General features: G+C 71.2%; 12 protein-coding genes and 1 pseudogene. 4 read left to right on the top strand and 9 right to left on the bottom strand.

Going from position 1 to position 14746, the window contains the following annotated elements; genetic code table 11:
• Positions 1-28: 28 nt before the first annotated feature.
• The 7 genes and pseudogenes from G7070_RS13350 to G7070_RS13320 form a co-directional block, all read right to left on the bottom strand.
• Positions 29-418 (bottom strand): cytidine deaminase, encoded by a 390-nt coding sequence (locus tag G7070_RS13350; protein ID WP_166234144.1) that lies wholly within the window; start codon positions 416-418, stop codon positions 29-31.
• A gap of 5 nt (positions 419-423) precedes the next feature.
• Entirely contained in the window at positions 424-1722 is a 1299-nt protein-coding gene (locus G7070_RS13345) for an ABC transporter permease (protein ID WP_166234143.1), read from the bottom strand.
• Positions 1719-2882 carry an ABC transporter permease gene (locus tag G7070_RS13340; protein ID WP_166234142.1) on the bottom strand — a complete coding sequence of 388 codons (1164 nt, stop codon included), beginning with the start codon at positions 2880-2882 and terminating at the stop codon, positions 1719-1721. Before G7070_RS13340 ends, G7070_RS13345 begins: the two co-directional genes overlap by 4 nt.
• Positions 2875-4434, bottom strand: a complete 1560-nt coding sequence (locus tag G7070_RS13335) for an ABC transporter ATP-binding protein (protein ID WP_206079792.1) — start codon at positions 4432-4434, stop codon at positions 2875-2877. Before G7070_RS13335 ends, G7070_RS13340 begins: the two co-directional genes overlap by 8 nt.
• Before the next feature lie 92 nt (positions 4435-4526).
• The gene (locus G7070_RS13330; RefSeq protein ID WP_166234141.1) at positions 4527-5606 is read right to left on the bottom strand and encodes a BMP family ABC transporter substrate-binding protein; all 1080 of its coding nucleotides are present in this window, start codon (positions 5604-5606) and stop codon (positions 4527-4529) included.
• A 127-nt stretch (positions 5607-5733) separates the two neighbouring features.
• Positions 5734-6944, bottom strand: a pseudogene (locus G7070_RS13325) (aminoglycoside phosphotransferase family protein).
• 2 nt (positions 6945-6946) lie between these two features.
• Positions 6947-8275, bottom strand: coding sequence for a hemolysin family protein (locus G7070_RS13320; RefSeq protein WP_166234140.1), 1329 nt, complete (start codon positions 8273-8275; stop codon positions 6947-6949).
• A 90-nt stretch (positions 8276-8365) separates the two neighbouring features.
• Here G7070_RS13320 and G7070_RS13315 point away from each other — a divergent pair, with 90 nt between their 5' ends.
• From G7070_RS13315 to G7070_RS13295, 4 genes are all read left to right on the top strand, one after another.
• Positions 8366-9331 carry a glycosyltransferase gene (locus G7070_RS13315; RefSeq protein ID WP_166234139.1) on the top strand — a complete coding sequence of 322 codons (966 nt, stop codon included), beginning with the start codon at positions 8366-8368 and terminating at the stop codon, positions 9329-9331.
• Positions 9324-10142, top strand: a complete 819-nt coding sequence (locus G7070_RS13310; RefSeq protein WP_246227116.1) for a glycosyltransferase — start codon at positions 9324-9326, stop codon at positions 10140-10142. The genes G7070_RS13315 and G7070_RS13310 overlap by 8 nt, the downstream gene beginning before the upstream one ends.
• An 86-nt stretch (positions 10143-10228) precedes the next feature.
• Positions 10229-11200 carry an acyltransferase family protein gene (locus G7070_RS13305; RefSeq protein WP_166234138.1) on the top strand — a complete coding sequence of 324 codons (972 nt, stop codon included), beginning with the start codon at positions 10229-10231 and terminating at the stop codon, positions 11198-11200.
• A 520-nt stretch (positions 11201-11720) separates the two neighbouring features.
• Positions 11721-12260: an SGNH hydrolase domain-containing protein gene (locus G7070_RS13295; RefSeq protein ID WP_246227114.1), complete on the top strand. Its 540-nt coding sequence runs from the start codon at positions 11721-11723 to the stop codon at positions 12258-12260.
• Positions 12261-12318: 58 nt separating this feature from the next.
• Here G7070_RS13295 and G7070_RS17985 read toward each other — a convergent pair whose 3' ends face one another.
• Both G7070_RS17985 and G7070_RS13285 read right to left on the bottom strand, forming a co-directional pair.
• Entirely contained in the window at positions 12319-13632 is a 1314-nt protein-coding gene (locus tag G7070_RS17985) for a glycosyltransferase family 2 protein (protein ID WP_206079791.1), read from the bottom strand.
• Entirely contained in the window at positions 13632-14708 is a 1077-nt protein-coding gene (locus G7070_RS13285; protein ID WP_166234135.1) for a glycosyltransferase family 2 protein, read from the bottom strand. The genes G7070_RS17985 and G7070_RS13285 overlap by 1 nt, the downstream gene beginning before the upstream one ends.
• Positions 14709-14746 lie beyond the last annotated feature (38 nt).

The following is a 14746-nucleotide window of genomic DNA, read 5'->3' as shown; positions in this document are numbered from 1 at the left end:
GTTCCCGGGCCGTCGGGGCGGATCGACCTCAGCGCTCCAGGTCGACGGCGCCGAACGCCTGCGGCAGCACCCGTTCCATCGGCCACACGCCCTCGGGGGTGTCGACCAGCAGCCCGGCGCCACCGTGCTCCCACAGCAGTTGGCGGCAGCGTCCGCACGGCATGATCCGCTCGCCGCCCGCGTTGCAGCAGGTGAAGGCGAGCAGGCGGCCGCCGCCCCCGTTGATCAGGTCGCTGATCAGCCCGCACTCGGCGCACAGCGTGACGCCGTAGGCGGCGTTCTCGACGTTGCAGCCGGTGACGACGCGGCCGTCGTCCACCAGCGCCGCCGCGCCCACCCGGTAGCCCGAGTAGGACGCGTACGCGCGGGCGTTGGCGGCGCGGGCCGCCTCCCGAAGACCGTCCCAGTCGACGCGCACAGCCGCTACTTCGTGAACGGCACGCCGTCGGCGGCGGGCCCGCGCGAGCGGCCGATGAGGCCGGCCACCGCGACGATGGTCGCCAGGTACGGCAGCATTAGCAGGAACTGGCTCGGCATCGGGGTGTTCAGCGTCTGCAATTGGGAGGCCAGCTGCGTCACGAACCCGAAGAACAGCGCCATCAGCGCCGCGCGCACCGGGTGCCAGCGCCCCATGATGACGGCCGCCAGGGCGATGAAGCCGTTGCCGACGGTGATGTCCTTGATGAACGCGCCGGTGGAGCCGACCGTGAAGAAGGCGCCGCCCAGGCCGGCGAACAGGCCGCCGACGAGCACGGCCTGCCAGCGCGTCCAGCGGACGTTGATGCCGACGGTGTCGGCGGCCTCGGGGTGCTCGCCCACCGAGCGGACGCGCAGGCCCCACCGGGTGCGGTACAGCAGGAACGCGACGAAGATCACCGACGCGACGGCGAGGTAGAACAGGATCGACTGCTGGAACAGCACCGGCCCCAGCAGCGGGATCGCCGACAGCCCGGGGATCGAGATCCTGGGCAGCTGCGGCGCGACGTTGAGCGTCGCGTTATTGGGCTGCACCAGCTGGTCGAACAGGAAGCCCGTGATGCCCGCGGCCAGCAGGTTGAGCACGACGCCGAGCACGACCTGGTCGACGATGTACCGGACGGCGAACAGGGCCAGGAGGGCCGCCATCGCCATGCCGGCGAGCATCGCGGCGATGAGGGCCGCGACCAGCGACTGCGTGATCGAGCCCACCGTGGCGGCCGTGAACGCCGCGACGAGGAACTCGCCCTCGATCGAGACGTTGACGACGCCCGAGTTCTCGCACAGGACGCCGGCGAGCGCGCCGAAGACCAGCGGCGTGGCCAGCATGATCGACCCCGAGAGCTGGTTGGCCACCGGGAAGGCGAACTCGCTGCCGGCGCCGGCCCACGAGACGAACCCCAGCACCAGGGCGAACCCGGCGAGGACGGCCAGCCAGGTGCGCAGGCTCCCGGTCAGGCGTCCCGTCAGGAAGCCCACGCCGACGCCCAGGGTGATCAGGGCGCACACCAGCACGGTGGGCATGCCCGGGACGGAGATGGTGGGCAACTGGACGGCCGCGAAGGCGTCCGACAGGGCGTAGCGCGCGTTCCCCTGGGTGCGGAACGCCAGGACGAGCAGCACCAGCCCCAGCAGCGCCAGCAGGCCGCCCGCGGACAGGCGGGCGCGCCGGGCGGCGGCGGACTCGGTGGTGGTGAGCTGGATGGGCGCGTCGTCCATCAGCGTCATCGGGTCGACGGTGGTCATGCCTCACCTCCGACGAGATTGGCGGTCTGCGGCGTCTTGACCTTCGGCAGCAGCGCCCCGACCAGGGCGGGGGCGGCCACGAACAGCACGATGAGCGCCTGCAGCACCGTGGACAGGGTGAGCGGGGTGTCGGCGAAGTTCTGCATCGCGAGCCCGCCGGAGTGCAGGCCGCCGAACAGCAGGCCCGCCAGGACGATGCCCAGTGGCTTGCTGCGGCCCAGCAGCGCCACGGTGATGGCGTCGAAGCCGACGGTGCCGACCAGGCCGAGCGACAGCGGGGTCGCGACCCCGTCGGGGCCGGGCCCGAGCGCGTACTGGATGCCGGCCAGCCCGCAGAGCATGCCCGACAGCGCCATCGTGATCATGGTGACGTTCGGCACGTTCATGCCGGCGGTGCCGGCGGCGGTCGGGTTCGAGCCGACCGCGCGGATCTGGAACCCGAGCGTCGAGCGGTCCAGCAGCCACCAGACGGCGGCCGCGGCCAGCAGGGCGACGAGGAAGCCGACGTTGAGCTGGGTGTAGATGATCGGGAACGCGGCGGTGCCGTCGATCACGGGGGCGATCGGGTCGATGCGGCCCGGACGCAGGAACGCGGGCGTCGACAGCAGCCAGGTCAGCGACAGCAGCGCCACGTAGTTGAGCATGATCGTCACGATCACCTCGTGCGCGCCCGTCTTGGCCTTGAGGAAGCCCACGATGCCGCCCCAGATCGCGCCGGAGATCAGCCCGAACACGATGGCGACGATCAGGTGGATGACGGGCGGCAGGTGGAACGCGAAGCCGACGTGGGCGGCCGCGATGGCCCCCCAGATCGCCTGGCCCTGCGCGCCGATGTTGAACAGGCCCGCCCGGAAGCCCAGGCCGACGCCCAGGCCCGCGCAGATCAGCGGCGCCGCCTGCCAGGCGGTCGCGGCCAGCGCGTTCGGCGAGCCCACGGCGCCCACCACGAGCGCGGAGTACGCCCCGGCCACCTTCGCCCAGGTCGCGCCGAGCGGCAACGCCGGCGCGGTGAACAGGTAGGCGTACAGCCCGATCACGTCGGGGTCGGACACCACCATCAGGACGGCGCCGACCAGCAGCGCGAGCACGATCGAACCGGCGGTGATCGCCCAGGTCCGGCCGCGTTCCCGCCACGCCGACGCCTTGGCCCCCTCAGCCATGCGTCTCCTCCTTCGGGGCGTCCTGCGCGACCGCGACGGCCTCGTCGTAGGGGACGCCCGCCATCATCAGGCCCATCACGTCGCGCGGGGTGTCGGAACCGACGATCCCCACCACCTTGCCGCGGTACATCACCAGCACCCGGTCGGCCAGCGCCTCGACCTCCTCGAGTTCGGTCGAGACCAGCAGGACGGCGGTCCCTTGGTCCCGCTCCTCCACGATGCGCTTGTGGAGGAACTCGATGGCGCCCACGTCCACGCCGCGGGTGGGCTGGCTGGCCACGAGCACCGACAGCGGCCGGCTCAGCTCGCGGGCCAGGATGACCTTCTGCTTGTTGCCGCCCGACAGGCTCGAGATGTGGTCGCCGACCGACTGCGCGCGGATGTCGAACTCCTGCTTGCGCTCCTCGGCGTTGCGGTTGATCGCTCCCCAGTCCAGGGCCATGCCGTGCGCGAAGGGGGGCTGGTTGCTGCGGTTGAGCACCAGGTTCTCCGCGATGGTGAAGTTCGAGACGAACCCGTCGACCTCGCGGTCCTCGGGGACGAAGCCCATGCCCGCGTCGATGGTCGCCCGGGGCTTGGCGCGGCTGATGTCGACGCCGTCCATCTCGATGGTCCCCGACAGCGGGACCATGTTGCCCAGCAGGGCGTCGGCCAGTTCGGACTGCCCGTTGCCCTGGACGCCGGCGACGCACAGGATCTCGCCGCCCGCCACGTCGAAGTCGATGCCGTCGACGACGATGCCGCCGGCGGGGTTGGCGACCCGCAGGTCGCGGACGCGCAGGCGCGGCGCGGTCGGCTGGGCGGGCTTCTTGTCGACGCGCAGGTCCACCGCCCGGCCCACCATGAGCTCGGCGAGGTCGGCCTCGGAACTGCCCGGCTCGGCGTGCCCGACGATCCGGCCGCGGCGCATGACCGTGATCCGGTCGGCGATGGCGCGGACCTCGCGCAGCTTGTGGGTGATGAAGACGATGCCCTTGCCCTCGTCGCGCAGCGACTGCATGACGCGCATCAGGTCGTCGATCTCCTGCGGCGTCAGGACGGCGGTGGGCTCGTCGAAGACCAGGAAGCGCGCGTCGTTGGCCAGAGCCTTGAGGATCTCGACCCGCTGCTGGACGCCGACGGGCAGGTCCTCGATGAGCGCGTCGGGGTCCACGGGCATGCCGTAGCGCTCGGAGAGTTCCTGGACGCGGCGCTTGGCGCCTGCGGCGTCCAGGATCGGGCCGCCCTCGCGGCCCAGCATCAGGTTCTCGGTGACGCTGAAGACGTTGACCAGCATGAAGTGCTGGTGGACCATGCCGATGCCGGCGGCCATGGCGTCGCGCGGGTTGCCGAACGTCCGCGGCGTCCCGTCGATGACGATCTCGCCGCCGTCGAGCGGGAGCAGCCCGTACAAGACGTTCATCAGGGTCGACTTGCCGGCGCCGTTCTCGCCCAGGAGGCAGTGGATCTCGCCGGGACGGACGTCGAGGTCGACCTGATCGACCGCCGTGAACGAGCCGAAACGCTTGGTGATGCCGCGGAGCGACAGGCCGGTGGCCAGATCCTCATCCACGTTCGTTGTTCCCCCTCCGGGTTCGCTGCGCCGACGGTACCGCAACGGGGAGGCAACCGTGCGGTCGCCTCCCCGTCGGGGTGTGCGTCAGATCAGGACTCGACCTTGATGGTGCCCGACTCGATGTCGGCCTTCAGCTTCTCGATCTCGGCCTTGGTCTCGGCGGAGATCTTCGAATCCCAGTCGTGGAACGGAGCCAGGTAGGCGCCGTCGTTCTTCAGCGTGCCCACGTAGGCCTCGTTCGTGAACTTCTTGTCGAGCGAATCCTTGATGGCGGTGAACACGGCCAGGTCCATGGCCTTGGCGACCGACGTCGGGATGACGGCCTTGTACTTGGGCATCGCCGTGAAGCCGTCGGAGTCGACCCACATCGAGGAGACGTTGCCGTTGGACTCCTGGGCGACCTGCAGGCCACCCTCGGAGGCCGGGCCGGCCACGGGCAGGATCACGTCGGCGCCCTGGGCGACCAGGTTGGTGGCGAGCTGCTTGCCGCCGGCGACGTCGGAGAATTTGTTGCCCGGGATGTACGTGCCGTTCTTGGTGGCGCGGTCGTAGCCGACCACCTTGACCGACTTGCCCTTGGCCTTGTTGTAGTACTCGACGCCCTGCTGGTAGCCGTCCATGAAGATCGTCACGGTCGGGTACGGCGCGCCGCCGTAGGTGCCGACGGTGCCGGTCTTGGTGATGGACGCGGCCAGGTAGCCCGCCAGGAAGGCCGGCTCGGCCGTGTTGAACGTCAGACCCTTGACGTTCTTCTCGGGCGCGTCGTAGGCGAAGTCGACGATCGCGTAGTCGGTCTCGGGGTTCGCCTTGGCCGACGCCGCCGTGGTGTCGCCCAGCGCGAAGCCGACCGTGACGATGATGTCGCACTTGGCATCGACCATCGCCTGCACGTTCTTGGCGTAGTCGGAGGTGGTCTGGCTCTGCAGTTCCTTGGTCTTGACGCCGAGCTTCGACTCCGCGTCCTTCAGACCCTTGTAGGAGGTCTCGTTGAACGACTTGTCGTCGAAGCCGCCCTCGTCGGAGACCATGCACGCCAGGAAGTTGCTCCCGGCCGCGGTCGCGCCGCCTCCGGGGGTCGTGGCGCCCGGCGTGGCGGCGGGGGGCGGAGTGGCACACCCGGCAAGGAGCACCGCTGCTGCCAAGCCGGAACCAATCAGGGACTTCTTCACGAATGCCTCCTTGGCACGGAACTTTTCGGGCCGAAGGAGGTGGCCCGGCGATCGATTCTACCGGCCACGGTTGCCACGTGAAGCCCTCAGGGGCTCAGTCGTAACAGTTGATACGGCTTTGTGATGCTCAGGCGACCTGGCGCACCAGCGCGGTCGCCGAGTCGATCATCCCGCGCGTCTCCGTCTCCCAGGTGGGTGCCTGAACGCGGTACGGCCCCGTCGCGAGCGACACGATGACCGCCGCGGCCCGGAGCCGCAGTTCGACCGGGTCGACCCGCTCGTCGAACACCGGGACCCACGCCCGCAGCAGCCCCCGCACCCGCTCGGCCTGGGCCGCGTTCATGCCCTGGATCGTGCTCAGGTGCGCGATCAGGCAGGCCAGATCGTCGGCGCGCCGGCCGGGCCCGATCGTGTCGATGTCCAGGACGCCCACCACCTTGCCGCCGGCGACGTGCACCTGGCCCTCGTGGAAGTCGCCGTGCGTCGGCTCGGTCCCCCGGGGCACACCGGCCAGGCCCTCGTGGATCTCCCGGGTGATCCAGTCCAGGCGGTCGGCGACGGCGGGCAGTGCGGCCGCGATCATGCCGGCGTAGTGGTCCACCGCGTCGCTCCACGGCGGGCGCCGCTCCAGGCCCGCGACCGCCTTCGGCATGGCGTCCAGGACGCCGATCAGCCCCTCGGCTGTGCAGGGGGTGCCGGGCTCGAACAGCGCCCGGGCCAACGGCCGGCCGGGCAGTTCCCCCAGCACCAGCAGGTGGTCGGGGTGCGGGCGAGCACCGGCGGTGCCGGCACGCCGGCGTCCAGCAGCAGGCGGTGCCGCTCGGCGATCCCGTCGACGGCGCGCCCGCGCAGCACCTTCACGTAGAAGTCGCTGCCGTCGGCCAGGGACGCGCGCACGACGGCGCGGCGGCGCGGCCGGTAGGTCACCATCTCCAGCGACAGGTCCGCGGCCCCGATCGCCGGCTCGACCACCCGGTAGGACGACAGGATCCCCGACAGCGGCTCGGGGTAGGCGGCCCGGGCCAACCCGGGCAGGTCGGGGTCGTTGGGGTACAGCCACACCGCGACCTCGCGGTCGCCGTCGGCGAAGATCTCGGCGCGGGCGTCGGTGTCGTTGAGGCCGTCCACCCGCGCGCTCACCCCCAGCAGTTCGTCGCGCTCGCCGTAGGGCCACTCGACGCGGGCGACGTACGTCGCGGTCGTGGACTGGCCGGGGTTGGCGTCCACGTGGTCGAGGTCCCACTGCAGCAGCCGACCCCCGGCGTGCCGCACGGCGGCGTCCAGCAGCCCGCCCACCTGGTCTCCGGTGAGAAGCATGGAGCCGTCGTCGCTGGCCATGCCTAGTCCGACGCCGGCTCGTGTCGGAGGGCGCCGAGACGGTCGAGCCGCAGCCGGGCGACCCGGCGGCCGTCCAACTCTGTGACGGTGAAGGCGAACTCCTGGCCGGTCTCCTCCTCGCCGCCGTGTTCGGCGAACAGCAGCCGCGTGACGGAGTCGCCCTCGTCGGGCAGTTGGCCCAACTCGGCCATCACGTAGCCGGCCACCGTGTCGTAGGGGCCCTCGGGGATGAGGTGGCCGTAGGTCTCGGCGAACTCCTCCAGCGTGGTGAGCCCGTCCAGGTCGGTGGCGTGCTGCGCCGGCTCCTCGCGGTCGAACTCGTCGGTGATGTCGCCGATCAGCTCCTCGATCAGGTCCTCGATGGTGACGATGCCGGCGGTGCCGCCGTACTCGTCGGTGACGATGACCATGTGGTCGCCCTGGGCCTGCATCTCCGACAGCGCGTGCAGGATCCGGACGGTGCCGGGCAGCGAGTGGATCGGGCGGACGAGCTGGCTGATCGGCGCCTGCCGCGCGGCGGGGTCGAGGTCGAACAGATCCCGGACGTGCAGGAAGCCGATGACGTCGTCGACGTCGCGGCCCACCACCGGGTAGCGGGAGTGCGCGCCGTCACGGACGACCCGGATCGCCTTGCTCGCGGGCATGTCGCCGTCGAGGAAGTCCACCTCGGTGCGGGGCACCATCGCCTCGCGCAGCGTCACCTGCCCGGCCGCGAACACCTCGTCCACGATGTGCCGCTCCTCGTCGCCGAGCGTCACCGAACTGGACACCATCGCGCGCAGTTCCTCGTCGGTGACCTCCTCCCGCGACGCCTTGGGGTCGCCGCCGAGCACTCGGACCACGAGGTTGGTGGAGACGCCGAGGAACCAGATCACCGGCCGGGCGATCTTGGCGATCACGTTGACCAGCGGGCCCAGCGTCAGCGCGAACGCCTCGGCGCGCTGCATCGCGAGCCGCTTGGCCGCCAGTTCGCCCAGCACGATCGAGAAGTAGGAGATCGCCACGGTGATGAGCACCAGGGACAGCCCGCCGGCGACCGCCTCGGGCAGCCCCCAGCCGACGAGGATCGGCGCGAGCTCCGGGGCGAGGTTGGCCGCGCCGAACGACGCCGACAGGAAGCCGGCCAGGGTCACGCCGATCTGGACCGCCGAGAGGAACAGGTTGGGGTCGGCCGCGAGCCGCGCCACCGTCTGCCCGCGCTTGCCGCGGCCGGCCAGGGACTTGACCTGGCTGTCGCGCAGCGACACCAGCGCCATCTCCGCCGCGGCGAACACGCCGCCGATCAGGATGAAGAGGAAGACCAGCAGCACGTTCGAGACGGTTGCGTTCACCGGAACATCGTACCGGGGCGGGGACGCGCCCCGGCCGGTACCCCGTGCGCCGGGCCGACCGCGGCGCGCCGCTGGTCTAGGGTGATCGGCATGGGTGTGGACGCGACGACCGAGCAGCGCATCGTGGCCGTGGTCGTGGCGTGGAACAGGCGCGACCTGCTGGCGCAGAACCTGGACGGCCTGGCCGCCCAGACCCGCCGCCCCGACGCGGTGGTGGTGATCGACAACGCCTCCACCGACGACTCCGCCGACCTGGCGCGCCGGCACCCGGTCGTCACCGAGGTGGTCACCCTGCCGACCAACACCGGCGGGGCGGGCGGCTTCGCCGCCGGCATCGCCCGCGCGGTCGCGCACCACGGCGCGCAGGCGGTCTGGATCATGGACGACGACACCGTCCCGACCCCCACCGCGCTGGCCGAACTGCAGACCGCCCGGATCCGCTACCCCGGCCGGGTCTCGGTCGCGGCGTCCCGCGCCGCCTGGCGCGACGGCCGCGAGCACCCCATGAACACCCCGCGGGTCCGCCCCGGCGTCTCCCGGCTCGCCGCGAACGCGGCCCGGCTCGTCGGCGCGAAGCCCATCCGCTCGGCGTCCTTCGTCTCGATCCTGCTGGACGCCGACGCGATCCGCGAGCACGGGCTCCCGGTGGCCGACTACTTCCTGTGGAACGACGACTTCGAGTACACCGCGCGCCTGCTGCGCGACGGCGTCGGCCTGTACGTGCCGGCGTCGCGGGTCTACCACCTGACGAAGGTGTTCGGCGGCTCGGACGCCGACCCCGGGCCGCGCTTCGTCAACGAGGTGCGCAACAAGGCGTGGCTGTTCGGACGCTCGGACGCCCTGGGCCCGGTCGACCGCGCGCTGTACGCCGGCTCGACGGCGCTGCGCTGGGTCCGGATGCTGGCCCGCTCCGGCGACCGCGCCGCACTGCTCGGGCACGGACGCGCGGGCCTGTCCGCCAGCCGCACGGCGCCCCGCAGCACCGTCGAGGTGCTGCGCGACACCCCCGTGGCGGCCGACGTCGCCCGGATCGAGCGCGGTGCCGGCCGTGACTGAGCCCTTCAGCGTCCTGCTCCCGGTGTACCGCGGCGACCGGGCGCCGTTCTTCGAGCGGGCGGTGGCCTCGGTCACCGCCGAGCAGACCCGCCGCCCCGACGAGCTCGTGATCGTGGTCGACGGGCCCGTCCCCGACGCCATCGCGGACGTGCTGCGCCGCGTCGAGGCCGGCGAGCTGACCGGCGGCGTCCCGACCCGCGTGCTGGCGCTGCCGGAGAACGTCGGGCTGGCCCGCGCCCTGGAGGCCGGGCTGGACGCCTGCGCGCACGAGGTGGTCGCCCGCGCGGACGCCGACGACATCTCGCTGCCGCGCCGGTTCGAGGTGCAGCTGCCTCTCATCGAGGGCGGTCTGGACCTGGTGGGCAGCGCCATCGTGGAGTTCGGGACCGAGGACGGGCCCGACCAGATGGTGCGGGCGCTGCCCGTCTCCCAGGCCGAGATCGCGGAGATGGCCCGGTTCCGCGACCCGTTCAACCATCCGTCGGTGGTGTACCGGCGCTCCGCGGTGCGCGCTGCCGGCGGCTACGAGCACCTGGACAAGATGGAGGACTACTGGCTGTTCGCGCGGATGATCGCGGCCGGCGCGGCCGTCGCGAACTCCCCGAGGTGCTGGTCCGTTACCGGATCGGCGCCGGCGCCTACGGACGCCGCGGCGGCCACGGCATGCTGGCCAGCGAGGTGCGGCTGCAGCGCCGCTTCCTGCGCGCCGGCTTCACCACCTGGGCCCAGTTCCTCCGCAACGTCGCGGTGCGGGGGCTGTACCGCTACATCCCCGTCCGGGTGCGGGAGGTCCTGTATCGCGCCATGGTGAACCGCTCGGTTACCATGCGTTGACCCTTCACCGGGTCGTACCGACCGACGGGGCCCATGGCCCGCACTCTTCACGAACGCAGGCGCATGCACACCACGACGGCCACCGTCCCGCCCCGCACCCAACGGCGCTTCATGCCCGAGATCCAGGGGCTGCGCGCCGTCGCGGTCGGGCTCGTGGTCCTCTTCCACCTGTGGCCCACCCAGATGCCGGGCGGGTTCGTCGGCGTGGACGTCTTCTTCGTCATCTCCGGCTACCTCATCACCAGCCACCTGCTGCGGGAGTTGGACCGCACGGGAAGCATCCGGCTCGGGTCGTTCTACGCCCGGCGCGCCCGCCGTCTCCTGCCCGCGAGCCTCCTCGTGCTGGCCGTCTCGGGCGTCGCGGCCGCGGTCATCCTGCCGGCGCAACTCGCCCGGGCGTCCCTGCGGGAGGTGATCGCCGGCACGTTCTACGTCGAGAACCTGTTCCTGGCCTCCAAAGCGGTCACCTACTCGGCGTCCAACGACACGGCCTCGCCGGTGCAGCACTACTGGTCGCTGTCGACCGAGGAGCAGTTCTACGCTCTGTGGCCCGCGCTGATCCTGTTCGCCGTCTGGGTCGCCGCACGGGCCGCCCGGCGCGCCGGGGGGACTCACTCGCCGCGCGCGGCCGCAGCCGTGGCCCTGGGGCTACTCGCGGCGGCGTCCCTCATCCACTCCATCGTCCTGACGGACGCCGACCCCGCGGCCGCGTACTTCGTCACCACGACGCGTGCCTGGGAGTTCGGGATCGGCGCGCTGACGAGCTTCGTGGCTCTGAGGTGGACGCCGCGCGGCCCGGTGGCGGCGACCATGCGGTGGGCCGGTTTCGCCGCCATCGTCGCCACCTCCTTCCTGATCAGCCAGGCGACCCCCTTCCCGGGGCGGTGGCTCTGTGGCCCGTCCTGGGGACCGCCGGGATCATCCTGGCCGGTGACGCGCTCGCCGCCGACCCGCTCATCCGCGTCGGGAACCTGCGCCCGGTGCAGTGGCTCGGCGACGTCTCGTATGCGGTCTACCTGTGGCACTGGCCCCTGATCGCGCTGGGACCGTTCGTGCTCGGCCGCGACCTGATGTGGGTCGACAAGGTGGCGATCCTCGTCATCACCGGGGTGCTCGCGCACCTGACGCGCGCCTTCGTCGAGCAGCCCTTCATCAAGGGCTTCCCGTCCCTCGTGGGGACCCCGCTCCGCACGCTCGTGAGCACGCTGACCGCCATGGCGATCATCGCCGGCGCCGCGTTCGGCTATGGCGCCTGGATGGACCGTTCGGGCCGGGCGGCCCTGCAGGATCGGCTGGCCGAGATGGCCGCAGATCCGTGCCTGGGGGCGACCGCCTCCCTCGACCCGGGGCTGTGCGGTTCGCCGTTCGACCCCGCCCCGCGCGCCGCGGTCACCGAGGCCGACTCGCCCTGGGAGATGCCCGCCTGCGACCCCGAGTGCTGGATCGGCGAGCGCCCCGATCGCGTGATGGTGGTCGTCGGCGACTCCCACGCTCAGACGCTGTACCACGCGCTGCTGCCGTTGGCCGAGGCGCGGGGTACGGGCTGGCGTTCTTCATGCAGGGCGCCTGCCCGTTCAACCTCCGGGGACGCGACGTCTGGCAGGGCACCCCGCGCGAGCCCGCCGAATGCGGGGGCTGGAGCGCCGACGTGCTGGGCCGCATCAGGGCGCTTCAGCCGGACGTGATCGTCACGGCCGCCTTCGTCGGCTCGACCTGGAGCGACCCCGCCACGGGCGCGGAGGGCTACCGCGAGACCTGGGCGGCGGTCACCGACCTCGCACCGGTCGTCGTGGTGCGCGACTACCCCACCACCGGGGGCGCCTACGGCCCCGAATGCCTGGCCAAGAATCCGGGGAACCACCGCGCGTGCAGCGTCCCGCGCCCGCAGGCGCTCGCCCCCGACCTCGCGTTCGACACCGCCGCGGACGCCGGCACCTCCGTGACCCGGGTCGACCTGAGCGACCTGTACTGCGACGAGGACCTCTGCCATCCCGTGGTGGGCGGCGTCCCGGTCTACTGGGACGCCGATCACATCACGGGCACGTTCGCCCGTTCGCTGGCGCCCGTGCTGGCCGGGCGGCTCGAACTGCCCTGACGGAGCCCGGGAACGCGTCAGCCCGGCCCGCGCGAGGGGGCCGGGCTGTGCAGCGCGGTCAGGAGGTGTGGCTGGGTTCCTCCACCACTTCGAGCGTCTCCGCCAGTCCCGAGGTGCCCGCGAACTCGATGACGTCGGTGGGTTCGGTGGCGCCCGTCCCCTGCGCCACGGCGGCCGCCCACTCCAGTTGCAGCATCTGGAGCGCAGCCGAGCGCTTGGTCTCGTCGGTGATGTCGTCGCTCAGGTCACGCAGCCTGATCCACGACGTCCGCCCGCTGGCGGGGAAGATCCGCGACGTCACCCCCCGCGCCTTCTGCATGGGCCAACTGTGGACCGCGCTCTTGGCGATCCGGCGTGCCGTCGACTTGGGCTCGGCCGTCACCTGCCACGCGAGATGCGCGGCGAACAGCGCGGCGTTGCCGGCCCCGCGACCGTTCTGGGTCAGGGCGTCCAACAGCCGGCGGGCCGTCGGCGAGGCCTGCTCGAGCCAGGGGCCGTCCGGGAAGAACTCGAGCAGCAGCGAGGCGAGCGAGCGGCGCAGGCGCAGCACGTTCTTGCCCTTGCTCCGCACCGCGTCCTCGGCGAGGAAGTCGAGCACCCACTCCAGCATCCGGGGCCGGTGATCGGCCAGCCAGCCGCGCTCCTGCCAGTGCTCCAGGATGATGCGCGTGATGTGGTGGTGCTCCTTCATCATGGCTGCGCGGTTCTCGAACCGCGAGGCCATGAGCGAGTCGGGCCGGGAGACCCGGTAGTAGTACAGCTTGTCGGGGATGAGCGCGGTCTTGCGCGACACCGGGTAGGCCTCGAAGTAGAAGACCTGGTCCTCGCCGAACGCCACGGTCTCATCGAACTCGAGCGCCTCCCGATCCAGGAAGGCGCGGGTGAAGGCGCTGCGCCACACGAAGGGACGCGAGGCCTCCTTGAACATCAGGTCCGGGTCGAACCCGGTGTAGGTCACGCGCCGGGGGCTGAGCGTGCGGTGCAGCCACCGCGTCCCGGACGCGACGGGATGGATGTAGGCGCCGAACGTGACGATCTCCGCGTCGGTCCGGTCGAACGCCTTGACGATGGTCTGGCATGCCGTCTTGTGCAGGTAATCGTCGGAGTCGACGAACAGGACCAACTCGCCGTTGGAGGCGTGCAGCCCCGCGTTGCGCGCGGAGGAGAGTCCGCCGTTGGGCTTGGTGACCACGACGATCCGGTCGTCGACCTCCGCGGCCATCTGCAGGATCGTGGCCGACCGGTCGGTGGAGCCATCGTTCACGCAGATGATTTCGATGTCGCGCAGGGTCTGCGACCGGAGCGAGTCCAGGCAGGTGGCCAGATACCGTTCGACGTTGTAGACGGGTAGGACGATCGAGAGGCGAGGCATCACTTGCTCCGGTTGATGATCTTGGCGACCTGGCGCTTGGCGGCGCCGGCGATGTCGCGGGCGCTCCCCTGGGTGAGCACCCGGACGACCTTCGCCGTGGTGGACTCGCCCTTCACGCGCTCCTGGTGGTAGGCGGCGGGCGACCACATGATCGTCTGCAGCGCCGTCAGCTTCCAGGGCTCGAACTCGCGGATGTCCAGGTGGCCGGCCTTCTGTTCGGCCAGGAACGCGTCCCGGGTCATGATCAGCAGTTCGACCTTGTGCTTCTCGGCGACGCGCTCGTAGTTCCAGATGCAGGAGTCGTACATCATCTTGGCCTTGACCGTCGCGAACTTGTCCTCCAGTTCGGGGTGCTCGCCCAACCAGCGGCCGATCTCGGCGTACTCGTTGAAGACCGCGTCCACCTTGCCCATCGAGTTCACCGAGGAGTTCTCGTTGTCCTGGCGGTAGTGGACGTAGGAGTTGTACAGGAAGACGACCCGACGCGCGCAGGCCCACACCTTGAACGTGAAGCTCAGGTCCTGGAAGGAGGCGCCCGGCGTCTCCAGGAAGTCGATCCCGTTCTCGGTGAGGAAGCTGCGCCGGTAGAGGGCCGACCAGATCGACGGCTTGGCGTGGAAGATCTTCGTCTCCTCGGCCGGGTCGACGACGCGGGAGCAGTCCTGCACGATGAACGCCTCGTGGAACTCGTTCCGCTCGGTCGGCGTCGACCAGTACAGCCAGAAGTTCGCCTTGACGACGTCCACGTCGAACGCCACCGCGGCGCTGTGCAGCGCCTCCAGCCCGTTGGGCTCGAGGAAGTCGTCGGACTCCAGGATCCCGACGTACGCGCCGCGCGACTCGGCGAGCCCGCGGTTCATGGACGCCCCGTAGCCGGAGTTGGGCTTGTCGATCACCCTGAAGCGCGGGTCGGCGTCCAGGTAGCGCTGGATGATGTCGCGCGAGCCGTCGGTGGACCCGTCGTTGATGCAGAGCACCTCGAAGTCGGTGAACGTCTGCGCGGCCAGGCTGGCGAGGCACTCCTCCAGGTACCGTTCCACGTTGTAGATGGGAACGAGGACCGAGATCGCAGGCACGCCCCGATCCGCGGGAGCACCTTCCTGGGATGCAGCCA

Origin of the sequence: Propioniciclava coleopterorum (assembly GCF_011393335.1) — a bacterium.
Lineage (GTDB): Bacteria > Actinomycetota > Actinomycetes > Propionibacteriales > Propionibacteriaceae > Propioniciclava > Propioniciclava coleopterorum.
The sequence above is the reverse complement of the archived record's forward strand: the minus strand, read 5'-3'. Positions and strand labels throughout refer to the sequence as shown.

What these genes read in the sequence shown, in the direction of transcription:
- G7070_RS13345 (WP_166234143.1), bottom strand. Translation starts at nt 1,722, where the DNA reads ATGACCACCGTCGACCCGATGACGCTGATGGACGACGCGCCCATCCAG.
- G7070_RS13305 (WP_166234138.1), top strand. Translation starts at nt 10,229, where the DNA reads ATGCACACCACGACGGCCACCGTCCCGCCCCGCACCCAACGGCGCTTC.
- G7070_RS13340 (WP_166234142.1), bottom strand. Translation starts at nt 2,882, where the DNA reads ATGGCTGAGGGGGCCAAGGCGTCGGCGTGGCGGGAACGCGGCCGGACC.
- G7070_RS17985 (WP_206079791.1), bottom strand. Translation starts at nt 13,632, where the DNA reads ATGCCTCGCCTCTCGATCGTCCTACCCGTCTACAACGTCGAACGGTAT.
- G7070_RS13295 (WP_246227114.1), top strand. Translation starts at nt 11,721, where the DNA reads ATGCAGGGCGCCTGCCCGTTCAACCTCCGGGGACGCGACGTCTGGCAG.
- G7070_RS13315 (WP_166234139.1), top strand. Translation starts at nt 8,366, where the DNA reads ATGGGTGTGGACGCGACGACCGAGCAGCGCATCGTGGCCGTGGTCGTG.